This is a genomic window from Clostridium sp. TJA038, from assembly GCF_058310255.1.
Window position 1 is genome coordinate 68,165 of the sequence record NZ_JBZEFA010000001.1, and the last position, 25,476, is coordinate 93,640.

At 26.5% G+C, this 25,476-nt stretch carries 22 protein-coding genes, 2 tRNA genes and 1 riboswitch; of the genes, 19 read left to right on the plus strand and 5 right to left on the minus strand.

Going from position 1 to position 25,476, the window contains the following annotated elements; genetic code table 11:
- The 5 genes from AC4FQV_RS00365 (at position 1) to prfB (ending at position 6,611) form a co-directional block, all read left to right on the plus strand.
- Entirely contained in the window at positions 1–960 is a 960-nt protein-coding gene (locus AC4FQV_RS00365; RefSeq protein WP_491163713.1) for a hypothetical protein, read from the plus strand.
- The gene (locus AC4FQV_RS00370) at positions 936–1,598 is read left to right on the plus strand and encodes a ComF family protein (RefSeq protein WP_491139443.1); all 663 of its coding nucleotides are present in this window, start codon (positions 936–938) and stop codon (positions 1,596–1,598) included. Before AC4FQV_RS00365 ends, AC4FQV_RS00370 begins: the two co-directional genes overlap by 25 nt.
- 448 nt (positions 1,599–2,046) lie before the next feature.
- Positions 2,047–2,586, plus strand: a complete 540-nt coding sequence (hpf, locus tag AC4FQV_RS00375) for a ribosome hibernation-promoting factor, HPF/YfiA family (RefSeq protein ID WP_491139442.1) — start codon at positions 2,047–2,049, stop codon at positions 2,584–2,586.
- A gap of 234 nt (positions 2,587–2,820) precedes the next feature.
- Complete coding sequence (gene secA / locus AC4FQV_RS00380) at positions 2,821–5,340, plus strand: preprotein translocase subunit SecA (RefSeq protein ID WP_491139441.1); 2,520 nt, start codon at positions 2,821–2,823, stop codon at positions 5,338–5,340.
- Positions 5,341–5,515: 175 nt separating this feature from the next.
- Positions 5,516–6,611, plus strand: a protein-coding gene (prfB, locus tag AC4FQV_RS00385; RefSeq protein WP_491163717.1) for a peptide chain release factor 2 whose coding sequence is annotated in 2 segments (ribosomal slippage) — positions 5,516–5,593 and positions 5,595–6,611 — 1,095 coding nt in all. Because the reading frame shifts where the segments join, the coding sequence is not laid out codon by codon here.
- 133 nt (positions 6,612–6,744) lie between these two features.
- Here prfB and AC4FQV_RS00390 read toward each other — a convergent pair.
- A complete protein-coding gene (locus AC4FQV_RS00390) occupies positions 6,745–8,088 on the minus strand; it encodes a M28 family metallopeptidase (protein WP_491163720.1) in 1,344 nt (447 codons plus the stop codon).
- Positions 8,089–8,197: 109 nt separating this feature from the next.
- Between AC4FQV_RS00390 and tex the strand changes: the two genes are divergently transcribed.
- Positions 8,198–10,354 (plus strand): RNA-binding transcriptional accessory protein Tex, encoded by a 2,157-nt coding sequence (tex, locus tag AC4FQV_RS00395; protein ID WP_491163724.1) that lies wholly within the window; start codon positions 8,198–8,200, stop codon positions 10,352–10,354.
- Positions 10,355–10,458: 104 nt separating this feature from the next.
- Positions 10,459–10,575: riboswitch (FMN riboswitch) on the plus strand.
- A 126-nt stretch (positions 10,576–10,701) separates the two neighbouring features.
- A complete protein-coding gene (locus AC4FQV_RS00400) occupies positions 10,702–11,298 on the plus strand; it encodes an ECF transporter S component (RefSeq protein WP_491139437.1) in 597 nt (198 codons plus the stop codon).
- A gap of 129 nt (positions 11,299–11,427) precedes the next feature.
- Here the strand turns inward: AC4FQV_RS00400 and rimI are convergent, their stop codons facing one another.
- The 3 genes from rimI to tsaE are packed head-to-tail and all read right to left on the minus strand — an operon-like array spanning position 11,428 to position 13,036.
- Positions 11,428–11,874, minus strand: coding sequence for a ribosomal protein S18-alanine N-acetyltransferase (rimI, locus tag AC4FQV_RS00405; protein WP_491139436.1), 447 nt, complete (start codon positions 11,872–11,874; stop codon positions 11,428–11,430).
- Positions 11,874–12,578 (minus strand): tRNA (adenosine(37)-N6)-threonylcarbamoyltransferase complex dimerization subunit type 1 TsaB, encoded by a 705-nt coding sequence (gene tsaB / locus AC4FQV_RS00410; protein ID WP_491163728.1) that lies wholly within the window; start codon positions 12,576–12,578, stop codon positions 11,874–11,876. The genes rimI and tsaB overlap by 1 nt, the downstream gene beginning before the upstream one ends.
- Positions 12,572–13,036 (minus strand): tRNA (adenosine(37)-N6)-threonylcarbamoyltransferase complex ATPase subunit type 1 TsaE, encoded by a 465-nt coding sequence (gene tsaE, locus AC4FQV_RS00415; protein WP_491139434.1) that lies wholly within the window; start codon positions 13,034–13,036, stop codon positions 12,572–12,574. Before tsaE ends, tsaB begins: the two co-directional genes overlap by 7 nt.
- A 298-nt stretch (positions 13,037–13,334) precedes the next feature.
- Here tsaE and AC4FQV_RS00420 point away from each other — a divergent pair, with 298 nt between their 5' ends.
- The 12 genes from AC4FQV_RS00420 to rpsA all read left to right on the plus strand — a co-directional run bounded on the left by AC4FQV_RS00420 (position 13,335) and on the right by rpsA (position 23,885).
- Complete coding sequence (locus AC4FQV_RS00420) at positions 13,335–13,955, plus strand: CBS domain-containing protein (RefSeq protein WP_491139432.1); 621 nt, start codon at positions 13,335–13,337, stop codon at positions 13,953–13,955.
- A gap of 170 nt (positions 13,956–14,125) precedes the next feature.
- Positions 14,126–14,201: transfer RNA gene (locus AC4FQV_RS00425), tRNA-Trp, on the plus strand.
- Positions 14,202–14,227: 26 nt separating this feature from the next.
- Positions 14,228–14,303: transfer RNA gene (locus AC4FQV_RS00430), tRNA-Trp, on the plus strand.
- Positions 14,304–14,490: 187 nt separating this feature from the next.
- Positions 14,491–14,673 carry an alpha/beta-type small acid-soluble spore protein gene (locus tag AC4FQV_RS00435; RefSeq protein ID WP_003452440.1) on the plus strand — a complete coding sequence of 61 codons (183 nt, stop codon included), beginning with the start codon at positions 14,491–14,493 and terminating at the stop codon, positions 14,671–14,673.
- A gap of 291 nt (positions 14,674–14,964) precedes the next feature.
- A complete protein-coding gene (locus AC4FQV_RS00440) occupies positions 14,965–15,855 on the plus strand; it encodes a metal ABC transporter substrate-binding protein (RefSeq protein WP_491139431.1) in 891 nt (296 codons plus the stop codon).
- A gap of 153 nt (positions 15,856–16,008) precedes the next feature.
- Positions 16,009–17,796, plus strand: coding sequence for a MutS family DNA mismatch repair protein (locus AC4FQV_RS00445; RefSeq protein ID WP_491163731.1), 1,788 nt, complete (start codon positions 16,009–16,011; stop codon positions 17,794–17,796).
- Between the two features lie 183 nt (positions 17,797–17,979).
- Positions 17,980–19,725 carry a DUF262 domain-containing protein gene (locus tag AC4FQV_RS00450; RefSeq protein WP_491163736.1) on the plus strand — a complete coding sequence of 582 codons (1,746 nt, stop codon included), beginning with the start codon at positions 17,980–17,982 and terminating at the stop codon, positions 19,723–19,725.
- A 236-nt stretch (positions 19,726–19,961) separates the two neighbouring features.
- Complete coding sequence (locus AC4FQV_RS00455) at positions 19,962–20,864, plus strand: 3'-5' exonuclease (protein WP_491139428.1); 903 nt, start codon at positions 19,962–19,964, stop codon at positions 20,862–20,864.
- An 86-nt stretch (positions 20,865–20,950) separates the two neighbouring features.
- Complete coding sequence (locus AC4FQV_RS00460; protein ID WP_491139427.1) at positions 20,951–21,361, plus strand: CBS domain-containing protein; 411 nt, start codon at positions 20,951–20,953, stop codon at positions 21,359–21,361.
- A gap of 169 nt (positions 21,362–21,530) precedes the next feature.
- Complete coding sequence (yaaA, locus tag AC4FQV_RS00465; RefSeq protein ID WP_491139426.1) at positions 21,531–22,295, plus strand: peroxide stress protein YaaA; 765 nt, start codon at positions 21,531–21,533, stop codon at positions 22,293–22,295.
- A 101-nt stretch (positions 22,296–22,396) separates the two neighbouring features.
- Positions 22,397–22,600: a heavy-metal-associated domain-containing protein gene (locus AC4FQV_RS00470; protein WP_003452305.1), complete on the plus strand. Its 204-nt coding sequence runs from the start codon at positions 22,397–22,399 to the stop codon at positions 22,598–22,600.
- A 148-nt stretch (positions 22,601–22,748) separates the two neighbouring features.
- Positions 22,749–23,885 carry a 30S ribosomal protein S1 gene (gene rpsA, locus AC4FQV_RS00475; protein WP_491163739.1) on the plus strand — a complete coding sequence of 379 codons (1,137 nt, stop codon included), beginning with the start codon at positions 22,749–22,751 and terminating at the stop codon, positions 23,883–23,885.
- Between the two features lie 57 nt (positions 23,886–23,942).
- Here the strand turns inward: rpsA and pyk are convergent, their stop codons facing one another.
- Positions 23,943–25,367: a pyruvate kinase gene (gene pyk / locus AC4FQV_RS00480; RefSeq protein ID WP_491139424.1), complete on the minus strand. Its 1,425-nt coding sequence runs from the start codon at positions 25,365–25,367 to the stop codon at positions 23,943–23,945.
- Positions 25,368–25,476 lie beyond the last annotated feature (109 nt).

Genomic DNA, 25,476 nt, shown 5'->3' on the forward strand with positions numbered 1-25,476 from the left:
TTGGGGTTATATGAAAATAACTTAAAAGAGGAGAATAAATATAATAGTTTATTAAAAAAGTGGTACTTTAAAAAAGAAGAAATATTTATAAATTTTATATGTGAGCCCTATGAAGATATAAATTTTCTTAAGGATTTTCTTTATTATTGTTTAAAAAATAGTGATAAAGTTTTATATGTAGGAAAAAATAAAAAATCTTTTAATAGTGAAAAGATAAAAGCATCAAATTTTTATTTTGTAAATTTTAGAGATATTTTTAACTTGAAAGAAAATTTTGATTTAGTAATTTATGATGACATAAGCTCTTATTCAAGTAAGACTTCTCTTCAATGTACTGAGGACTTGATGTATTTAAAAAGGTTTTGTAAAAAAATAATAATATGTTCAGTTTTTAAGATATTTAATAATATAAAGCACATAGAAGTTTTTAATAATAGAAAAGAACATTTTTTAGAACCTAGAGTTATAACAACTAGATATAACTTAGAATCATCTATGCCTTATAATTTATACGATTATATAGAATGGTTTATAAAAGAAAAAAGATTATTAGTTATAGATTTTCCTAATAAATTAAATTTAGATAAAATATATGATTATTATACTTATGATTTAAATTTGAAAAATAAGGTTAAAATAATAAAAGAAGATAAGAGAAATACCTTTTTTTATGCATTAAAGGAAAGCAAGTTAAGAAAGGAAGGGATAATATTTATGACAGATTCCCTTTCTAAATATTTTGATTTTTTATCAGACTGTGATGTACTTATATATTCTTTTGCACATGACTGTATAGATTATAAGAAAATAATATTTGCTTGTGGTGCTTTATGTAAAGAAAACAATAACAATAAAGAGGTTTTAATTCTTACTAATTGCGAAGAGGAAAATATAGAATTGGCTAGGAGGATAGCTAGAAGTTTTAATAAAACCTTATGGAGAGAATCAAAAAAAGTATAAATCATTTATTTAAATGTCTTTTAGAAGTAATTTATCCAAGAGAAGAAAAATGTTATATTTGCAATAATTATAGAGAAGATATTATTTGCAATAATTGTTTTAATAAAATACAAAGGATAGATGAAATTTTTAATATTGAGGAATGTAATCTTTTGGTTTGTTCTTATTATTCATATTCAGTAAAAGATTTAATATTAAGATTAAAGTATAAGGGAGATTTTAATGCTGGTGAAATATTAGTTCTTTTATTAGAGGAAAGAGTTAAAAAGGAAAAGCTTAATTTAGATTATATAACTTTTGTTCCTTCTTCTAAGAACTCACTTAAAAAAAGAGGGTTTAATCAATGTGAATATCTATCTAGAAAATTAGGTGAAAGATTAAATTTAAAGGTAATAAATATATTAAATAAGAAAAATAGGGTTAAAGAACAAAAAACTTTATCTAAAGCTGAAAGAGAAAAAAATATTATAGGTGCTTTTAAATTAAATAGAAAAGCTAAAGAATTAGAAGGAAAAAATATTTTACTAATAGATGACGTTATTACAACAGGTTCTACCTTGAAGGCTTGTGTTTTAGAACTTAAAAAAATAAGGAATATTAAAATTTTTTTATTGACTATTGCTAAAAGTAATATATAATATTAATGTAGCTAGGTTTGTGGTTGAAAGTCGATGCCAGTCGCAGGCGAAACGATCCACGTAAGTTAAACAAAGTTTTAATGAGCATGGTGCGGCTTAGAAGTAAGACCTACCAGTTAATAAAAACTGAGAGGGTTAGTAGTGAGAGGTTAATTCCGGGTAGCGAAATCTCCAGTAGGCGAGTGTGGGGTCAAAGACCAGGTCAACTAGCTATAAAAAGGAACCATATATTTATGGTTCCTTTTTATGTTTTGTCAAGTTTAACATCTTATAAATAAATTAAGTAAAGGGAAGATTTAACTAGACATACTAAACTGACATAATGAGAAATAAGATTATTAAAAGTAATTAAAGGTTGTATAAAATACATTAAGATAGTAAAATTATAATATAATATTTAAACCTTTACATTATTAAGGTTACTTGTTTTTTGAAAGGGGCTGACTATATGAAAGTAACAGTATATGCTAAAAATATAGAGTTAACAAATGCTTTAAAGGATTGTGTAGAAAAAAAGCTATCCAAATTGAGCAAGTATTTTGAACCAGGAGTTGAAGCAAAAGCCACTTTAAGCGTAGAAAAGAATAAACAAATAATAGAAGTTATGATTCCTTTTAATGGAATATTATTAAGAGGAGAAGAGTCTACAGATGATATGTATAAATCTATAGACTTAGTTGAAGAAAAAATAGAAAGACAAATAAGAAAACAAAAAACTAGATTATCAAAGAAAAATAGATATGATTCTTTAAGATTTGCTCATATAGAGCCAATTGAAGAAAATAAAGGAGAAAAGGAAGCAAAAATAGTTAAGACTAAAAGATTTGATGTTAAGCCAATGGGGGCTGAAGAAGCTGTGCTTCAAATGGAACTTATAGGACATGACTTCTTTGTATTCCAAGACCCAGATACAAATCAATTAAATGTGGTTTATAAAAGAAAAGATGGAAATTATGGTTTAATTGAACCAGGTTTAGATGAAGAATAGTTTATGAATATAAAAAAGATGCAGGTATTTTTTACCTGCATCTTTAATTTTTTTTATAAAAGCTTTATCTAAATTATTACATTTATTGAAAATAGGTTATTATAAATGGTATAATCTAATGAGAATTATTTTAAATATTTTTATAAAAATTAAGAATAAATTGTATATGTGTTATAATTATATAATTAATTAGAATATTAAGCATATAAGAAATTAGAATTGAGGGATATTATAATGGGATTGTTTGATAAAATATTTGGAAGTTATAGCGATAGAGAAGTTAAAAGAATAACACCTATTGTAGACAAAATAGATTCATTAGAGCCTGAATTTGAAAAATTATCAGATGATGAGTTAAAGCAAAAAACCTTTGAATTTAAAGAAAGATTCTCAAAAGGTGAAAGCTTAGATGATATGCTTCCTGAAGCTTTTGCAGTTTGTAGAGAGGCTTCAAAGAGAGTTTTAGGAATGAGGCATTATAGAGAGCAGTTAATTGGTGGTACTGTATTACATCAAGGTAGAATAGCTGAAATGAAAACAGGGGAAGGTAAAACATTAGTTGCTACTTTACCAGTTTATTTAAATGCTATAGAAGGAAAAGGTGTTCATGTAATAACAGTTAACGATTATCTTGCAACAAGAGATAAGGAGCAAATGAGTCAATTATATGGATTTTTAGGTTTAACAACTGGCGTTATAGTACATGGTTTAACAAATGATCAAAGAAGAGAAGCTTATAATGCAGATATAACTTATGGAACAAATAATGAGTTTGGATTTGATTATTTAAGAGATAACATGGTTATTTATAAAGAAGAAAGAGTTCAAAGACCATTAAATTACTGTATAGTAGACGAGGTTGACTCAATTCTTATAGATGAGGCAAGAACCCCTCTTATAATTTCAGGAGCTGGAAGTAAGTCAACAGACTTCTATAAAATCGCTGATTTCTTTGTAAAGAAATTAAGAGAAGGAGAAGACTATACAATAGATGAAAAGGCTCATGCAGCAATGCTTACTGATAAAGGGGTTGCAGAAGCAGAAAAAGCTTTTGGAGTAGAAAACTATGCAGATGCTAACAATATGGAGTTACAACACCATATTACTCAAGCTTTAAAAGCTAACTATGTAATGAAGAGAGATAAAGATTACATGGTTAAAGATGATGAAATAGCTATAGTTGATGAATTTACAGGAAGACTTATGGAAGGTAGAAGATATTCAGATGGTCTTCATCAAGCTATTGAAGCTAAAGAAGGTGTTAAAGTTCAAAGAGAATCTAAAACTTTAGCAACTATAACTTTCCAAAATTATTTTAGAATGTATAATAAATTAGCAGGAATGACAGGTACTGCTATTACTGAAGAAAACGAGTTTAGAGAAATCTATGGATTAGATGTTGTTGTTATACCAACACATAGACCAATACAAAGGCAAGACCATTCAGACTTAGTATTTAAAACTGCTAAAGGAAAGTATGATGCTATAGTAGATGAGATAATAGAAACTCATAAAACAGGTCAACCAGTTTTAGTTGGTACAACAAGTATTGAAAAATCAGAATATCTTTCATCTTTATTAAAGAAAAAAGGTGTTCCGCATAAAGTTTTAAATGCTAGATATCATGAGCAAGAAGCTGAAATCATATCTCATGCAGGAGAATTAGGTAACATAACAATTGCAACTAATATGGCAGGTAGAGGTACTGATATTAAGCTTGGTGAAGGTGCTTTAGATGTTGGTGGTTTAAAGATAATTGGTACTGAAAGACATGAATCAAGAAGAATAGACAATCAGTTAAGAGGACGTTCAGGTCGTCAAGGAGATAAAGGAGATTCAAGATTCTATATCTCACTAGAAGATGACTTAATGAGAGTATTTGGTTCAGAAAAACTTCAATCTGTTGTTGATAAATTAGGCTTAGAAGATACTGAAGCTATAGAAAGTAAAATGGTTACTAAATCTATAGAAAATGCTCAAAAGAAGGTAGAAGGTAATAACTTTGATATAAGAAAAACATTATTAGGTTATGATGATGTTATGAATAAGCAAAGGGAAGTTATTTATAAGCAAAGATCTCAAGTTTTAGAAGGTGAAAACTTAGAAGATAGTGTTCAATCAATGATTGAGGATGTAATAACTAATGCAGTTGAAACTCATTTAGGAAATGTTGAGGATGATGAGTTTGAAAAAGAACTTGGAGATTTAATTAAGTACTTAGAAGATATAATGTTCCCTCATGGAATGTTCACAGTAGAAGAATTAAAATCCTGTTCAAATGAAGAAATAACTAGAAAATTTATAGAGGGTGCTAGAAAACTTTATAAAGAAAAAGAAGAATCTATCGGCTCAGAACAAATGAGAGAAATTGAAAGAGTTATCATCTTAAAAGTTGTTGATACTAAGTGGATGGATCACATAGATGATATGGACCATTTAAAACAAGGTATTGGATTAAGAGCTTATAAACAACAAGACCCAACTCAAGCTTATCAAATGGAAGGTAGTGCTATGTTTGATGAAATGATAAATAACATCAAAATAGATACAGTAAAATATTTATTCCATGTAAAAGTAGAAGAGAATAAGCCACAAAGAGAAAGAGTTGCTAAGGAAACTGGAGTAAGTCATGGTGATTCTAAAGATGTTAAGAAAAAACCTGTTAAAAAAGAAGCAAAAGTAGGAAGAAATGATTTATGTCCTTGTGGAAGTGGTAAAAAATATAAATCATGTTGTGGAAGAGAAGTAGTTTAATAAAAAAGTCTTTGTATTTTAAATACAAAGACTTTTTTGTTTAAAAATTTTATAGTATTTAGTTTATAAAGTTTGAATTTAAAAACTTCTTTAAATTAGATTATATTGTTTTAAATACTTATAAAATGATATACTTTATAATGTGAAAATAATTAGCGTTAGGGGTGAAGTTTTTATGGTTATGGAACTTGAAAATCAATTATCTAAGTTACATGATATAAAAAATAATTTAAAAGAAATGGGGGCTTCACTTTGACTTAGCATCTTTAGAGAAAAAAAGTGCAGAGTTAGAGCTTAAAATGCAGGAAACTGGATTTTGGGATGATACTAAAAGAGCTCAAGAAGTAACCCAAGAGGCAAAGAGGATAAAAGATAAAATTGATAAATTTAACAGTTTAAATGAAAGAGTAGAGGATATAGAAGTTTTAAAAGAACTTATGGAAGAAAATGACGAAGAAACAGCTAAAGAGATTATAAGTGAAGTTAAGGCCTTAAATAAAGAAGTAGAGGCTTTAAAAGTGGAAACAATTCTTTCTGGTGAATATGATAGAAATGATGCTATATTAACTCTTCATACAGGAGTTGGTGGAAGTGATGCTAACGATTGGACAGAGATGCTTCTTAGAATGTATACAAGATGGTGTGAAAAGAAGGGTTACTCCTTAGAAACTATTGATTATTTACCTGGAGATGAAGCGGGAGTAAAGAGTGTTACTTTAAAAGTTAAAGGTGAATTTGCCTATGGATATTTAAAGGCAGAAAAGGGAATTCATAGGTTGGTTAGAATTTCTCCTTTTAATGCTAATGGTAAAAGACAAACTTCCTTTGCTTCTGTAGAAGTTTTACCAGAATTAACTTCAGAGCAGGATATAGAAATAAATCCAGTTGATTTAAGAATAGATACTTATAGAGCAGGTGGAGCAGGAGGACAACATGTAAATAAAACTGAATCAGCAGTTAGAATTACTCATATTCCAACAGGAATAGTTGTTCAATGTCAAAATGAAAGAAGTCAATTTTCTAATAGAGATACTGCTATGTCAATGTTAAAATCTAAACTTATAGAACTAAAAGAAAGAGCTCATAAGGAAAAAATAGAGGATTTAACAGGTGAATTAAAAGATATGGGATGGGGAAGTCAAATAAGAAGTTATGTTTTTCATCCATATTCAATGGTTAAAGACCATAGAACAAATGTGGAAACCTCTAATGTAAGTGCTGTAATGGATGGAGATATAGATAATTTTATAATTGCCTATTTAAATTCATAAAACATATAATATAAAATTTATAAATAGAATTAAATAGAACTTAATAATAAATTTTAAATCCTAAGCTATTATAAATAAGTATATACTAGCTTAGGATTTTATTTATATAAATTATATTTATAAATTTTTTTGTTTAAAATTTTAACTTTAGTACTATACAAGACATAGCACATAATATTAAAAGAATAAGTATTTTATTATCTAATAAAAATAATCCAGAGGATTCATAGGCTAAATTAAATATTTCATTCCATACAACTGAAAAACTTCTACTTATAGCTGAATTACTAATATATTCTACTTTATCTTCAGGAGTATGTATTTTTGATAAATCTCCATCATTTATTGTTATAGCATCAAATCCTTCATCAATAAAACTTGCATGGTCTGAGGAATCTTTATTTTCTATAATATTTGGTATTTTCTTTTTATTACATATTTCACAAAGATTATCTAATAAATAACTATGAAAGCAAGAATCTTCTCCCGTCATAAATGTAAGAGGAATATTTTTATCGCTTCCAATCATATCAAAATTTATTACTTTAGCATTTTTTAACAATTCTTTATTTTCTCTTGCAAAATTTTTAGAGCCTAAAAGTCCAAATTCTTCTGCATTTAAGGAAACTATTATTATATCTCTTGAAGGTTTAGGTAAGGAGGCTAAAAATGAACTTAATTCAAGTAAAAATGAAGTTCCAGAAGCATTATCTAAAGCACCTCTGTAAATTTCACCAGAAATTCCTTTTCCCATATGGTCAAAGTGAGCTGTTAATACTAATGGATTTAAAAAAGGATTTTTTCCTTTTATTATTCCAGCTACATTATTAACAACTTTTTCTTGAACTTCATAGGGAATAAAACAGTCTATTTTATATCCTTTATTTAAATATTCTTCTAATTCTTTTATAATTTCAGGTCTTACTAATACATATAAATCGCAAGGAGTATTAAAATTAAATGAACTTCTAAAGTTAAAGGCTTCTATATTAGATGACAAAAAAACTATACTTTTATTAGAAATAGATGTTCCTTTAATTATGTTAGGATAAACTTTAAAAGGATTTTTATTATTAAAAGAAATATTATTTTCTCTAAAATTAATAAAGGCTTCTTTAAAATCAAGCCCATAAGTATAAGCTTTTATTATATTATTGTTTTTATCATATATATTTAAATAAGGTTTTCCATCAATTAATACTGGAGTTTTTACAGAAAAGTCATGTAGGTAACTTGAATTAAATTTTTCAATTTTTGAATTAATATAAGAGTTTTTAATAAAATCTTCAGCTAAATAATTTCCTTTATTTCCACAAAGTCTTCCTTCTAATTTGTCAGAGGTTAAATATTCTATATTTTTTAAAACATCATTTATTTCAAAAGGTTCAACCTTATTTTTAAAAGTTATAGAGAATTGTATAAGTAAAATAAATGTGCATAAAAGTATATTTATTATAGATATATATAATTTTTTCATATTATCCTCCAGAAATAATTAGGTTATAATTAAGAGTATGAGATGTAAATTATGTTTATTCAAAAAAACAATAATATTTAAAATTCGTAAGTAAAACACAGGAGGATTTATGGAGAATATAAGCAATATTTTATCAAAGGAACTTAATATTTCATTAAGACAGGTTAAAAATGTCATAGATATGTTAGAAGAGGGAAACACAGTACCTTTCATAGCTAGATATAGAAAAGAGAGAACTGGTGGATTAACAGACGAAGTTTTAAGAAATTTAAATGAGAGATTAATTTATTTAAAGAATTTAGAAGATAGAAAAAAAGATGTATTAAGACTAATAGATGAGCAGGAAAAATTAACTTCAGATTTAAAGAAGAAAATAGAAAATGCTATTACTTTAACTGAAGTTGAGGACATATATAGACCTTTTAAAGCTAAAAAAAGAACAAGAGCTACTATAGCTATTGAAAAAGGATTAAAGCCTTTAGCTGAAGTTATTTTAAAAGGTGATTTTAATGGAGATATATTAAAAGAAGCTAAAAAATATATAAATGAAGAAAAAAATGTGAAAAATGAAGAAGAAGTTTTACAGGGGACTATGGATATTATTAGTGAAATAATATCTGATAATGCTGAGTACAGAAAGTGGATTAGAAATTTTGTTAATAAACATGGAATAGTTAAAGCTAAGGGAAATTGTGAAGAAAAAACACCTTATGAAATGTATTATGATTATAGTGAACCTGTTAAATATATTCCTCCTCATAGAATATTAGCTATAAATAGAGGAGAAAAGGAAAAAGTTCTTTCAGTAAAGGTAATTTGTAATGAGGATAGTATTATAGATTATTTAGATAAAAAGATTTTAAAGGGAAATAAAATAACTGATAAGTATTTAAAAGATAGTATAAAGGACTCTCTTAAAAGGTTAATATATCCTTCAATAGAAAGAGAAGTAAGGGGAGAGTTAACAAATAAGGGAGAAGAAGGTGCTATAAAAATTTTTAAAGCTAATTTGAAAGCACTTTTAATGCAATCTCCTATAAAGGGAAAAGTTGTTATGGGCTTTGATCCAGGCTTTGTAACAGGGTGTAAAGTTGCTATTTTAGATGAAACAGGAAAGTTTCTTGAAAATGTTACAGTTTATCCTACAAGTCCTAAAAGTGAAGTTTCAAAAACTATAAAAACTCTTAAAGATTTAATAAATAAATATAAAGTTGAAGTTATTTCTTTAGGAAATGGAACAGCATCAAGAGAATCAGAGGAAGTAATTGCAAGAATGATTAAGGAAATAAAGGAGGAAACAGGAAGAGAGGTATTTTATGTTATAGTTTCAGAGGCAGGTGCATCAGTTTATTCAGCTTCTGAGCTTGCAAATAAAGAATATCCTAATTTAGATGTAACAGTAAGAGGAGCAATTTCTATAGGAAGAAGGCTTCAAGACCCCTTAGCAGAACTTGTTAAAATAGATACTAAATCTTTAGGTGTTGGTCAATATCAACATGATGTAAATAAGAAAAAACTTGATGAATCTTTAAAGGGAGTAGTGGAGGATTGTGTTAATAATGTTGGAGTAGATTTAAATATAGCAACACCGGCTTTATTAAGTTATATTTCAGGAATAAATTCTTCCATTGCTAAAAATATTGTTGAATATAGAGAAGAAAATGGAAAATTTAAAAATAGAAAAGAACTTTTAAAAGTTAAAAGATTAGGACAAAAAGCTTATGAACAATGTGCAGGATTTTTAAGAGTTATGGAAAGTGATGAAGCTTTAGATAATACTTCAGTTCATCCTGAATCCTATGATGTTGCTAAAAAATTGATTAAAGTTTTAGGATATACAGAAAATGATTTAAAAGAAGGTAATTTATTAAATATAGATGAAAGAGTGAAATTAAAGTGCTTTTCTGATTTAGCAAGAGATTTAGAGGTTGGAGAGCCTACCCTTATAGATATTATAGAGGAAATTAAAAAGCCTGGAAGGGATATAAGAGAAGATTTACCAAAGCCTATACTTAAGTCTGGAGTAATTGAAATGAAAGATTTAAAACCAGGCATGACTTTAATGGGAACTGTTAGAAATGTATCTGATTTTGGTGCCTTTATAGATATTGGAGTTCATCAAGATGGACTAGTTCATAAAAGTGAGATGTCAGATAAATATTTTAAACATCCCTGTGATATAGTTAAAGTAGGAGATATTGTTGAAGTTAGAATACTAAATGTTGATAGCGAAAGAAAGAGAATTTCATTATCAATGAAAAAGTAAGCTTAATAAAGAAATAAATATTAAATAGGTAATTTTAACAGTTAAAAAGTTTTTATTATATTGAAATTAAAAGGAATAAGTGTTAAAATTATAACAAATAAATTAAAAATCTTCAGGGCGGGGTGAAAGTCCCCACCGGCGGTAAAGCCCGCGAGCTAATTTTAGCATGATTCGGTGAAATTCCGAGGCCGACAGTATAGTCTGGATGAAAGAAGATGAGTATTTAATGATTTAAATTCTGAATTTATATGCCCTGATATAATTACGTATATCAGGGCTTTTTAATTTAAAAAAAGTCATTAAAAACTTAAGTGCCTAAGAGGAGTTAACTTTTGGGAGGGAACAAAATGAAACCAAAAACCTTAAACACAAACAAATTTATTAAACTATCACTTTTATCTGCAATTGCAGTAATACTTATGTATATTGATTTCCCAGTAATACCTATATTTCCTTGGCTTAAAATTGATTTAAGTGATGTACCAGCTCTTATGGGTGCTTTTGCCTTTGGACCAGTAGCAGGAATAACTATAGAGCTTATGAAAAACTTATTAATTTTAATAGTAAAAGGAACTGGAACAGCTTTTGTTGGTGAGTTTGCAAACTTTTTAGTTGGTGTAGCTTTAGTATGGCCTGCAGCTATGTTATATAAGAAAAATAAAACTAAAAAAACTGCTATTTTAGGAATGATACTTGGAGTAATATGCATAGAAATAGTAGGAGTACTAGCAAATGTTTATTTATTACTTCCAGCTTACGGTATGGCTATGTCAAAGGCTGAATTAATGCAGTATGTAATAGTAGGATTAATTCCTTTTAATGGTATAAAAGCTATTTTAGTTTGTGGAATAACATATATTTTATATAAAAAGGTTTCTGTATCGATATTTAAGGTTGAGCCTATGTTAGATAGGCCAAAAGAAATGAAAGAAAATTTAGGTTAATATAAATAATTTTAAAACTTACAAATATATTTCTAGAAGATAAAATATAATTTTTATTTAAAACTTCTTTTAATATATTTGTAAGTTTTTTTATAAAGTTTTTTACGAAATTATAAACTTTATAATATTTTAAATATTGTATTTCCACATTATTATGGCATTTTCTTTTGGATTACTATAAAAATTTTTTCTTAATCCTTCTTCTTTAAAACCATGTTTTTTATAGAGATTTTTTGCAGGAGTATTAGATTCTCTAACTTCTAAGGTAAGAGATTTTATGTTAAGTTCTCTACACAAAGAAATTAAACTTTCTATTAAAAGATTTCCAATTCCCTTTTTTCTGTAATCAGGATGAACTGCAACATTTGTTATATCTCCTTCATCAAATAAAATCCACATTCCAACAAAACCAATAACTTTATCATTATGTAAAGCTACTATATATTTTGCAAGATTATTTGAAAGCTCATTTTTTATAGATTCTATACTCCAAGCTTCTTTAAGACTTAACTTACTTACTTCAAATACACCTTTAATGTGAGAAGAATTCATAAGCGTTATTTTATAATCTTTCATTATTTTAATCTCATTCTTTCTTCATATTCTCTTTCAGCTTGAGATTTTCTTAAATATATAGGAGCATACGTATTTAAATCATGAGATATTCCTTCCCTTAATAGTTTTAACCCTAATTCTCCAACAGAGGCTGCTCTTGGGTAGGAAGAATGTTTAGGTGCAAAGTTACAATTAGGAAGTTTTTCGATTAAGGTATTTTTATGTTTTTCTATACCATCTCCTACAAAGATTACATCTTCATTTTTTTCTTTTATTTTTTCTATTAAATCAGTTAAAGAAATACATTCCTTTTCGCTAATAGATTTAAGTGTATCGCCTTCTTTTTTATATAAGGATGAATAAACATTTCCTCTAAGTGCATCTATAATAGGACATATTATTCCATTAAATTCTGAAATATTATAAGCTAAGGCATCAAGAGAAGAAATACATACAGAAGGCTTCTGACTTCCAAAGCTTAATCCTTTAATAGTTGCCATTCCAATTCTAAGGCCAGTAAAAGAACCAGGACCTTCACTAATAGCAAATCCATCTAAATCTTTTATTTTTAAGTTGTTATACTTAAGTAAATCATCTATTAAATCCATTAATAAAACAGAATGTTGTTTTTTATCATTTAAATTTATTTCTCCTAAAACACCTTTTTCACTAACAATTGCGCAAGTAGCTGTGCTAGAGGAGGAATCAATAGCTAATACTAACATCTTTTTATCTCCTTTATGTAGTTATATCTATCACCATAACCATTAATAGTTATTTTTCTAAAGTTTTCGCCCATTTCAGGTAATTTTTCTATTTTTATATGTATATATTCTTCAGGAATAAGTTCTTCTATATAGTTAGCCCATTCAATTAAACTAACTCCATCACCAAAAATATATTCATCAAAACCAATTGCTTCAATTTCATCAGGGTCGTTAACTCTGTAGACATCAAAATGATAAAGAGTTAATCTACCACTATGATATTCATTAACTATATTAAAAGTTGGACTAGTTATATGCTCATTAATTTCTAATCCTTCTGCAATTCCTTTACTTATGTGAGTTTTACCAGTTCCTAAATCTCCAGTTAAACAAAGAATATCTCCTTTATTTACAAGGGAGCCTAGTTGTCTTCCAATGTTCATAGTTTTATCTACACTATCTACTATAAATTCCATAAAGAACTCCTTTCAAATTAACACTCTTTAATAATTCTATCCAAATTTCAAGAAAAAGAAAAGAGAGTGTTAAATTAATAATTATTTTAAATTCCTATGCTTAAATCTTAAGATAATATTTCTTAATAGTATATAGAAAAAGATTTCTATATAAAATTATTATAATATTAATTAGGGAAGTTTAAAGGAAAGTTAATTTGATACTTTCATAAATTTAATATATTTAGATAAATATGTAATAAAACAAGAGTATAATAAATGTATAAGATATGTTTAATTTATGAATGGGGGGATTTTTATGTTAGTAAAAGCTATTATGACAAAAAAAGATAACCTATATCTAGTTAATTCTAATACAAAGCTTAAAGAAGCATTAAAAATAATGAATGATAATAAATTTTTATCAATTCCTGTAGTAGACGGAGAAAAATTTAAAGGTGCAGTAGCTAAAAGTTCCATATATAAATATTATTTTAATCATAATTTGAGCAAGGATGATATTTTAAACAATATTACTGTAGGAGAAATATTAAAAACAGATGTCCCTATAATAAATAGTTCTGAACATATTGAAAAAGCAGTTTCTATGTTAGAAAGAATGAGAATTTCTTTTGTAGCTGTAGTTGATGAATTTGATAATTTTAAGGGGATATTAACTCATAAAGCAGTTTTTAGAGAGTTTAATAATGCCTTTGGACTTAATAAAGGAGAAAGAATAGTTATTAGGTCTTATGATGTTCCAGGACAATTATCAAAAATAACAAAATCAATATCTGAAGAAGGTGGAGATATATTAAGTGTAGTTATTGTAGATACAAAAAGTTTAACTGAAGTTAAAGAGGTTATAGTTAGAGTAAAAGATGTAGATATAAAAACTATTAAAAGAAATTTAAAAGAAGCTGGTTTTAAATTATCGTAATAAGCCATTATAAACATATAAATATAAAAGGAATATATAAATAAAAAAATTTTTTATTTATATATTCCTTATTTTATTTTAAATTATATGTATTTTGATTAAAAATAAAAAAATAAATAAAAAAACTCTTGCGTTAAGTTATTTTTTAATATATAATAAAATCTGTGTTCAGGGGTATGGCTCAATTGGTAGAGTAGTGGTCTCCAAAACCATTGGTTGTGGGTTCGAGTCCTACTGCCCCTGCCAGTTTAACACATTAAATATAATATTATAGGGGTATGGCTCAATTGGTAGAGTAGTGGTCTCCAAAACCATTGGTTGTGGGTTCAAGTCCTACTGCCCCTGCCAAAAATCAGCGAAGTAATTCGCTGATTTTTTTTGTCTTAAAATAAAAAAAAATATTATGGAAAAATATAGACTTAATTCCTTCTATTTCATAGGTTTATAATCTTACTTTTGGTTAATATAATAGTGTAAGCAAGAGATAATTAAAATTCAAGCTTACATATTACCAAAGCCAAAGGAGGAATTAGAAATGTCAAAATCATTAGTTCCAGAAGCAAAAAATGGATTAAGTAAATTCAAAAATGAGGTAGCTAGAGAATTAGGTGTTCCATTCTCAGATTATAATGGAGACTTAAGTTCAAGACAATGTGGTTCCGTAGGCGGCGAAATGGTAAAAAGAATGGTAGAAGCTTACGAAAGTCAAATAAAATAATAAACCTTTCGCACATACTGAATTAAAAAAAGACTCATTAAAATTTGAACATAATACTTGTTCTAGTAAAGTGATTCTAAAAATTTAGAATAGGAGAAATGTTATGGAGGATATACCGCCAAAGCATAATATCTAAACTTCTACCAAAAAAGGTTGTATAGAGAAATTATATTTCTCTATACAATTTTTTTGTTTTTAAAGAATTTATAAGTAAATATTGACAATAATATAAAAGTAATATAAAGTTTATAATATAAAAATGCAAATCATTTGCAAAATATCGGAGGAAATATGAAAAAATTAGCCTATATATTTTTAGGAATTTTTATAACTACTTTTTTTGTAGGATGTCAAAAAAATAAAGCTTTAGAAGAAAATGCTGAAGGTAAAATAGCTATTACTGTTAGTATTGAACCTTTAAGAGAATTTGCAGAAAAAGTAGGTGGTGATAAGGTTTATGTTAAGACTATGGTTCCCCAAGGAACTGAACCTCATGACTTTGAACCAAAAACACAAGATTTAATTGAATTAAATAAATCTAATATCTTTGTTTATAATGGCTTAGGAATGGAACATTGGATTGACCAAGTACTTAATACTATTGAAAATAAAGAACTTCAAGTAGTTGATGCATCTAAGGGTGCTGATATTTTAAAAGAAGGAGAAAAAGTAGATCCTCACCTTTGGTTAAGTTTAGAAGGAGCTAAAGTTGAGGCTAGAAATATAAAAGATGCACTTATTAAAGTAGATTCTAAAAATAAAGATTATTATGAAGAAAACTTCAATAAATTTTCTAAAGAATTAGATTCTCTAAAAGATGAGTATAAAGGAAAGTTTGATGAATTAAAAAATAAAGATTTTGTTACAGGTCATGCAGCTTTTGGATATTTATGTAGAGAATTTTCTTTAAAGCAAATAAGTGTTGAAAATTTATTTGGAGAGGGTGAAATAACACCTCAAAAAATGCAAGATATAATAGAATTTTGCAAAAAAAATAATATAAAAACAGTTTTTATGCCAGAGTTATCTAGTGAAAAGATATCACAGACTTTAGCTAAAGAGATTGGTGGGAAAATTGAAAAAATATATACTATAGAAAGTAAAGAAGATGACTTAAGTTATATTGAAGCTATGAAAGAAAATCTTTCTAAGATATATAAAGCATTGTCTACTCAAAATTAATATTTAAATATAATATTTTAATAAAAGAAAAAACCTATAAAATTTTTATAGGTTTTTTCTTTTATTAAATTTTCAAAATAGGATTAAAATACATTTGTATTAATATATGATAACTATGGTATAATATTAAAAAAGTGTTTTGAGAGGATAAAAATGGATAATATAAAAAATAATTATGAAAGTAAGATAGAAGAAGATTTAAAGATTTTAAAATCTTTAAAAAGTCAATACAATTTAATAAGTCTATTAAGATTGATAGTAGCTCTAAGTCTTATATTTTTTATTTTCTATGCTTATAGTCTAGGTTCCATAAGTTTTGGAATTATAATGTTTTTATTGAATTCTCTACTTTTCTTATACTTAGCTAAAGTCCATGAAAGTATATTAATTAAAAAAAATAAAAGAGAAGCTTTCTTAGAGATTAAAAAGAGAGAGTTATTAAGATTAGAAGGAAAATGGAGAGAATTTAAAGATTTAGGGGAAGAATATTTAGATAAAAAACATTCTTTCACAAATGATTTAGATATTTTTGGTAAAAACTCTTTATTTCAATGGATTAATGAAACAGGAACAGTTTATGGAAGAAAAGCCTTAAGCTCATTATTAAAATTAGAGCATATTCCAAGTAAGAATGAAATTTTGGAAAGACAAAAAGCTTTAAAAGAACTTTCAGAAAAAAGTAGTTTTAGAGAAGAGATTATAGCTACTTTAAAAGACAATAAAGGAAAAAAAGAAAAGTATCTAGGTGAATGGTTAAAGGAAAAAGAAGTTGGAATTAATTCTTTTAAAAATTTTGTAAGAATAGTAATGCCTATTGTAAATATACTTATTACTATTTTAGTTATATTCAATATTTTATCTTGGCAGATTTTACTTCTTTCATTAATACTAAGTTATGCTTTTTTAAAGTTTGGAGGAAAAGAAGTTTCTAAGGGGTTAAGTATTTTTGATGATTTAAAATATAGGATAAAATCTTATGTAGAAGCTTTAGAATTAATAGAGAAGGAAGACTTTAATTCTGTCATTTTAAAAAATATAAAAAACAATTTAAATAAAAATGGAAAAAGTGCAAGTAAAGAACTTTTTTATTTAGAGAAAATAACAAGTTGGCTTTATGATAGAGGAAATATTTTTTATATACTTTTAAATGCTTATTTACTTTGGGATTATCAAATTATTTCAAAGCTTGATAAATGGAAACTTAGAAATGGAGAGTTCTTTGAGTCATGGATGAACTCTTTAGGAGATTTTGAATCCTTAGTATCTTTAGCAGGTTTTTATCATAACAATAATAATTGGACTATACCAAAAATAAATGAAGGATATGAATTAAAAGGGGAAAATCTTAGTCATCCTATGTTAGGAGATAAGGGCGTTGGAAATAACTTTGAGATAAATAAAGAAAGTAGAGTTTTATTAATTACAGGTTCTAATATGTCAGGAAAAAGTACATTTTTAAGAACTATTGGCTTTAATTGCATACTAGCCTATTTAGGACTTCCTGTAAAGGGTGAAAGTTTTGAAACTCCTATATTAAACATTTATACATGTATGAGAACAGGGGATAACCTTGAGGAGAGTATATCCTCTTTCTATGCTGAGATACTTAGAATTAAAATAATGGTTGAAGGTGTAAAAAGAGGAGAAAAAATTCTATTCCTTTTAGACGAAATATTTAAAGGAACAAATTCCCTAGATAGACATGAAGGAGCTGAAATATTAATAAATCAACTTTTAGAAGGAAATACTTTAGGATTAGTTTCAACTCACGATTTTGAACTTTGTGATATGGAAAAAGAAAATTCTAAAATTAAAAATTATAACTTTAGAGAATATTATGAGAATAATAAGCTAAAATTTGATTATATTTTAAGAAAAGGTGTATCTAAAACAAGAAATGCTAGATATCTTATGAAGATGGCAGGTATAGATATTAAATAAATTTAATGAACAAAGTTAAAAGTCATAATAAAACTTAATTTTAGACAAATTACATTAATTTTGATATAATAAAAAAATGATGTATTTATTAAAAAAGCCTTAAATGGCTTTTTTTCATGAGTAGAGTTATTTAATAAAAGAGGATTTAGAATAAATAGCAAAAATTTAGGAGGCATGTATATTTTGTTTACAGAAAAGGTAAAAGCAAAAGAATATTACATAAAGGATTTATTAAGTAATAAATTCTTATTTGAAATTCCAGATTACCAAAGAGCGTATTCTTGGACTAAAGAAAATTTAAAGCAATTAGTTGAAGATATTTGGGAATCAGTAGAGATAAATAAAGCAAGAGGGAATAAGGTTTTTGACCAATATGAACCATATTTCTTAGGAAGTATTGTTTTATGTTCAAAGGAATATAAAGATGATGGCTTTGGAGTTTATGATGTAATAGATGGACAACAAAGACTTACATCTATAATAATTTTAATTGCCACAATAAGAGATTTAATAGATAATGAGGAATACAAAAAAGTTTTATCAGATTTAATATATCAAAAAGAAAATGTTCTTATGGGAATTAAAGAAAGCATAAGAGTTAAGGCTAGAGGTAAAGAGGAAGAGTTCTTTAAAAAGTACATATTAACTGAAGGTGGAACAGAGTTAGTTGAAGCTTTAAAGGTAGAAGAACTTTCAGAAGCTAAACAAAATATGGTTAATGCAATAAAAATCTTTAGAGATAGTTTCTTTAATGAAAATGGAGAGCTTTTAGAAGAAAAATTAAATGAGTTTATAGTTTATTTACTTCAAAAAGTTGTTTTAGTTGTAATAACAACAGAATCTTTCACTTCAGCTTTTAGATTATTTAATGTAATAAATGCAAGAGGCTTACCTTTAACAGATTCAGACCTTTTAAAAAGTGAAAATTTAAGAGTTATGAATCCTGAAATAAGAAAAGAATACACAGATATTTGGGAAAGTCATGAGCAAGATTTAGGAAAAGAAAACTTAGATAGATTAATTGGTTTCATGAGAACAATGAAGCTTAAGAATAAAGTTGAAGAAAGTGTTTATGAAGATTTTAGTAAAAAAATATTTAGAGATGAACCAGAATATTTAGGGGTTAAGTTTGTAGAACATTTAACTTCAGTAAAAGCTTTATATGATAAATATATAATAGATGGAGCTCTTGAAGGTGTGTCAGAGGAAGAAAAATCTTATTATAAGAATTTAATAAATATAATGAGAGAATTTTTACCTTATGATGATTGGATGGCAGCTGTTATTAGATTTGCTGAAAAATTTAAAGATGATAAGTTAGTTCTAGAATTTGTTAAAGTTTTAGAAAAAAGACTTGTTATTGATTGGGTAAATGGAAACTCTTTTGCAGATAGATTAAGTAGAGTTTATGAAATTTTACAAACTATAGAAGAGAAGAATTCCTTAGAAGAAATAAAAGAAGCACCAGTATTTTTATATGATTTAGAAAGAACAAGTGCATATTTTGAAAATGCTTTAAATGATATAGATTTTTATAGCAAAGGTAGAATGATGATACCTAAATATGTTTTTGTAAGACTTGATATGGAAAAAAGACCTAATGAAATTATAGATTATAGTGATAAAATAATGATAGAGCATGTTCTTCCTAGAAATGCAAAGGAAGCTTATTGGAAAGATAACTTCTCAGCTGACCAAAGAAGAAATTGGGCTAATAAATTAGGAAACTTAGTTATAATAACAGGTGCTAAAAATACTAGGGCTAATAATAAGCCTTTTGCTGAAAAAGTTGAGCAGTATTTAAGTAAGAAAAGTGATTTTGCTATAACTAAGGAGATTTTAGAGTTACCTGATTGGAATATGGATTCTTTAAAAGAGAGACATGAAGATTTAGTAAGTAGAGCTTTAGAACTTTGGACTAAGTTTTAATATAATTAGTTTATAGAGTAAGAAGGGTGTATTAAAGTAACTTTTGTTATTTTAATACATCTCTTTTTCTTTAGAAAGAAGTTAAAATTTGCTTTTTAAAAAAATATATTATTTATAAATATAATATATTTTTATATTTTAGTATATAAAAGGAAATAATAACTCAAATTTAATGAAAAAAAATAAAATTCATGGCATAATTATATATGGATATAGATAGTGAGAGGAAGTAGAAAATGGGGTATGTAATAATAGACCTAGAATTTAATAATATGCAAAATATTACAAAATTTTATCCTAATATTTATAATGAACAAAAGGAATTAAAAGAGTTAGATTCCTATAATGAAATAATAGAGATTGGGGCTATAAAATTAAATAAATTTATGCAAAAGGTTGATGAGTTTAAAACTTATATAAAGCCTTCAGTATTTAAGGTTTTAAACCCAAAGATAATAGACATAACAGGAATAACAGAAGAAGATTTAAAAGATGGGGTTAACTTTGAAGAAGCTATGGATAAACTTAAGGATTTTATTGGAGAAGAGGATATTTTATGTTCTTGGGCTACTGATGATATTGTTCATATAGTTAATAATGCTAAATATCATTCTTATAAAAATATAGAATGGATAAAAAAATATATAGATATACAAAAATATTGCACAAAAATATTAGCACATAAAAAGTCGCTAAGTTTAAAGCATGCCTTAGAAGAATTAAAAATAAAAATGGATAAAAATAAACTTCATGATGCATTAAATGATGCAGTCTATACAGCAGAAGTTTTTAAAAGATTATATAATGGTAAAAAAGTAAAGGAGTATATTGTAGATGATGTTTACAATATGCCTTCTATAAGGGTAAAAGATTTAAAAAATTATAATTTAGATTGTGAGGATTTTGAATTTAAATGTCCAAAATGCAATATTAAAATGGAAATGGAGCATCCATTTAAATTATTTAGTTGGAGGTTTGTATCAATTGGCAAATGTCCAAAATGTAACAGAAATGTAAGACAAGAAGTTGTGTTAAAGAAAACTTTATCTGGAAATTTAGTTTATGAATCAACAAATTCCCTAATAAATGATACAGAATATATAGACCTTGAATATAAATTTAAAAAGTTAGCTAAATGACAATAGATTGTCACTTTACAAAAAATATATATGATAGAATATATGTATAACTATTATTATAAAAAAATTAGGGGAACTGATATATTATGAATATTGCTTTTTTTTTAACACCAAAAAGTGAAGTAGCATATGAATATACAGATGCAACAATGAGACAAGTTATGGAGAGAATGGAGCATCACGGGTATACAGCTATTCCACTTATAGATAAAACAGGAAAGTATGTAGGTACTTTAACAGAAGGGGACTTGCTTTGGACTTTAAAAAGAAATCCAGAGCTAAATTTTAAAAACACTAATTTAGTTAGTGTAAAAGATATTCCAAGGAAGGTTAGACATAAAAGTGTTTGTATTAATGAGAATATGGAAAGTTTAATATCATTAGCAATATCTCAAAACTTTGTACCTGTTGTTGATGATAATGGAATATTTATAGGAATAATAAAAAGAAGTGATATAATAAATCACTGTTACAATAGTCTATATAACAAAAATTAAGGCAAAAGCCTTAATTTTTTTTTCTTTAGTATTGATTGAATTTTCTTAAAGTATTATTATTAATTATATTTAAATAATTAAATCTTTTTAGTAGTTTTAAATAAAATAAATTTATTATATAATATCTTTAATAAATTTAGAATGTGAATTTAGAAAGTGGGGGAATTTTGTGATAGCTTTATTATCACCTGCAAAAACTTTAGATTTAACAAAAGCTAGTTTAGATATAAAGACAAGCAAACCTATTTTTATAGATGAAGCTAAAGTTATTATGAATGATTTAAAAAAGCTAGAAATTCAAGACTTATGTCCTTTAATGAAAATAAGTGATGATTTAGGCGTTAAAACATTCATGAAAATTCAGGATTGGAATACAATTTATTATGGTGATGAAAAACCCTTTTTATTATCTTTTAAGGGGGAGGCATATAAGGGATTAGATGCAGATGATTTTACAAAAGAAGATTTAGAGTTTTGTAATTCTTCTTTAAGAATATTATCTGGGCTTTATGGTTCTTTAAGACCGTTAGATGGAACAAAGGCTTATAGATTAGAAATGGGAACCAAAATATCAATTAATGGTTTTAAAAATCTTTATGACTTTTGGGGAGATAAAATAAAAAATTCAATATTAAAAGATTTAGAAGGACATAATGAAAAGGTAATTATAAATTTAGCATCAAATGAATATTATAAATCTGTAAAAGGTATTGAAAAAAATGTTAGAGTTATAACTCCAGTATTTAAAGATAGAAAAGGCTTTGATTACAAGATAATTACTGTATATGCTAAAAAAGCAAGAGGAGAAATGGTAAGATACATAACTAAAAATAGGATTACTAAATCCGAAGATTTAAAAAATTTTGATTTAGATGGATATGAGTTTAATGAGGGGCTTTCTGAAGGTGATACATGGGTATTTACTAGAGATTAGCTAAAAATCATAAATATTAAATCATGATATAGTAATAATATTTATAGATTATTATATAAAATTAATATAAAGAAATTAAAATTTTAAGGAGAGATTTTTTTATGAGCAAACTTATTTTAGAGATTGATGGAATGTCATGTTCAAATTGTGTTAGACATGTTGAGGCAGCTTTATTAGATGTTGATGGAGTAGATGTATTAGAAGTAGAGGTTGGTAGAGCTGTTGTTGATACTGAAGTTGATGAAGATACTTTAAGGGATGCTTTAGAAGAAGTTGGTTATGAATTAGTTTCAATTGAAGATTAAATTTTTTAATTACCTAGTAGCAATTTAGTTATTAGGTAATTTTTTTATTTTATATAAATATCTAATAAATTTTACATAGACTTGTTTTATAACATAGAGTTATGTAAAATATTTTATAAAGTAAGCCTTAAATGAAGGAGATGTAAAAATGAGTGAAGATATTACAATGTCAGAATTAATGGATAGCTTTGAATTAAAGCATTTTCATAAAGGAGAAATAGTTAAAGGAAAAGTTATAAGTGTAAAAAATGATGAGATAATAGTAAATATTGGACATTTTGCAGATGGTATTATTCCAAAAAATGAAATTTCAAATGATAAAAACTTTGATATAAATTCAATAAGTGTAGATGATTACATATATGTAATGATTTTAAGTGGTGATGATGGAGAAGGAAATGTTCTTTTATCTAAAAAAAGAGCAGATGAAATAAAGGTTTGGGACGATTTAAAAGAGGCTTTTGAAAAGGAAACTCCTATAAGAGTAACACTAAAGGAAGTTGTTAAAGGTGGAATAGTAGGAGATTTTAAAGGTGTTAGAGTATTTATGCCAGCTTCTCAATGTGCAGGAAGAAAAATAGAAAATTTAGAAGAATTAGTTGGAAAAACTTTAGAAGTTAAGGTTATAGAGTTTAATAAACATAATAAAAAAGTTGTTGTTTCAAGAAGAATAATAGAAGAAGAAATTAGACAAAAAGAAAAGAAAGAACTTTGGGCTTCTATTAAAGAGGGAGAAAAAAGAAAAGGAAAGGTTACTAAACTAGCTAAGTTTGGTGCTTTCGTTGATATTGGTGGAGTAGAAGGATTAGTTCATTTAAGTGATATGTCCTGGTCAAGAGTTAATAAGCCAGAAGAAATTGTATCAGTTGGTGATGAGGTAGAGGTATTTGTATCAGAAGTTGATATGGATAAAGAAAGAATAGCCCTTTCATTAAAGGATGTTATTAAAAATCCTTGGGAAACTTTAGATGAGTTAAAGGTTGGAGATGTAGTTTCAGGAAAGGTAACTAATTTTATAAAGGTTGGTGCTTTTGTTGAAGTTTTACCTGGAATAGAAGGTTTAGTTCATATTTCAGAAATTACAGATGAGAATATAGCTAAGCCATCAGATATATTAAAGTTAGGACAAGAAGTTAAAGTTAAAATCTTAAACATAGATGATGAAAATAAAAAAATGAGTTTAAGTATAAAGGATGCTGTGGAAAGTTCAGATGAATATAAAAAATATAATGATGAAGAGGAAGGGTATTCTTTAGCTGATTTGTTTAAGGGTTTAAATTTATAATTTAAAAAAACTTACAAGCATACTAAGTATGTTTGTAAGTTTTATTTTTATCTTAAATTATATTTTTTCAATTTTTAGCATATTTGTTCCGCCAGTTATTGAAGTTGGGAAACCAGCAGCTACCATTATATTATCTCCAGTTTCAGCTATATTTAATTCCTTAGCAACTTTTCTAGCTTCATCTATAATTTCATCAGTACTATTAAAATAAGCACATTTTTTAGAAATTATTCCAAAGTTTAAAGCAAGACTTCTCCTAACTTTTTCATAAGGAGTTATAGCTATTATAGGGCAACTTGGTTTATATTTAGATAATATTTTAGCTGTTGAACCAGTTTGTGTTGCAGCAACAATAGCTTTAGTTGGAAACTTACTTGCTGTTTTTGAAGCAGAATAGCTTATAGCATCTGCAAAGGCATCAGGATTTGGATTTGGGTCCTTCAATCTTCTTAGAAGATAATTATAATCTAAATTAGCTTCTGCTTTTTTAGCTATTCTAGACATAGTCATTGCAGCTTCTAAAGGGAAGTTACCAGAGGCACTTTCTCCACTTAACATAATTGCATCTGTTCCATCAAAGATAGCGTTGCAAACATCAGAAGCTTCAGCCCTTGTAGGTCTTGGATTTCTAATCATAGAATCTAGCATTTGAGTAGCTGTTATAACTATTTTTCCAGCTTGATTACATTTTTTTATTATATTTTTTTGAATTATAGGAACATTTTCTATAGGTATTTCTACACCCATATCTCCTCTAGCTACCATTACTCCATCAGTAACTTCAATAATTTCTTTTATGTTATCTACGCCTTCTTGACTTTCTATTTTTGATATTATTTTTATATCTTCTCCACCATTAGAATCTAGAATTTTTCTAACTTCTAATACATCTTCAGGTTTTCTTATAAAGGAGGCTGCAACAAAGTCAACTCCCATTTTGCAACCAAAAATTAAATCTTCCTTATCTTTTTTAGTTACAGCAGGAAGTTTGATTTTTACATTAGGCACATTTACTCCTTTGTGATTTTTTATAATTCCACCTTCAATAACTTCACATATTATATCAGTTCCAAGAACTTCTTTTACCTGAAATTCTAAAAGTCCATCATCAACAAGTATAGAACCACCAGGTAGTATGTCTTCATATAATTCCTTGTATGAAATAGAGCATTTAGTGTTATCTCCTAAAATTTCATCACCACAGGAAAAAATAAATTTTTGTCCATTTTCTAATAAAGCTTCTCCATTTTTAAAATTATGAGTTCTTATTTTAGGTCCTTTTATATCTAATAAGATAGCTGTGGCAGATTTTTCTTCTTTTCTAAGTTTTTTTATAAGTTCAATCTTTTGTTTATGACTTTCATGATCTCCATGTGAAAAGTTTAATCTAGCTGCATTCATTCCAATTCTTATAAATTTTCTTAAAATTTCTTCAGAATCGCTTGCAGGTCCAATTGTGAATATCATTTTTGTTTTTTGCATAAAAACCACCTCATTTTTTAAAACTAAAATAGTTTAGCGATTGCTTTAAAAGTTTGATATAATAGAATATATTATTAAATTAATTATATTTTACCATAATAATTTGAAA